The sequence below is a fragment of the Secundilactobacillus mixtipabuli genome, assembly GCF_002217925.1.
GTDB lineage: Bacteria > Bacillota > Bacilli > Lactobacillales > Lactobacillaceae > Secundilactobacillus > Secundilactobacillus mixtipabuli.
In genome coordinates this window covers 1-241 of record NZ_BCMF01000062.1, presented here as the reverse complement: position 1 = coordinate 241, position 241 = coordinate 1, and the positions used below count along the sequence as shown (strand labels likewise).

Sequence of the window (241 nt, the reverse complement as noted above, 5' to 3'; positions counted from 1 at the left end):
GACATATCAAGTTCTAAATAACCTACGTCAAGCTATTAAAACGAATGACTGGAATAATTACAATGCCACTTTTTGGCATACAGACGGTATCTCGTCAGAGATGCAGCTAACTTTAAAAGCGTTGAAAGAACATCATGACGAAATTAAAAACACCTTCAACTATCCTTACACCAATGGTCCACTGGAAGGCACAAACAATAAAATCAAAGCAATCAAGCGAGCTGGCTTCGGCTATAAGAGC

The 241-nt window shown here is 38.6% G+C and carries 1 protein-coding gene; it reads left to right on the top strand.

The genetic code is table 11. The features are described 5' to 3' along the window. Window positions 1-241, top strand: a 241-nt coding sequence (locus IWT5_RS12005; RefSeq protein WP_143443114.1) for a transposase, incomplete at both ends; no start/stop codon positions are given.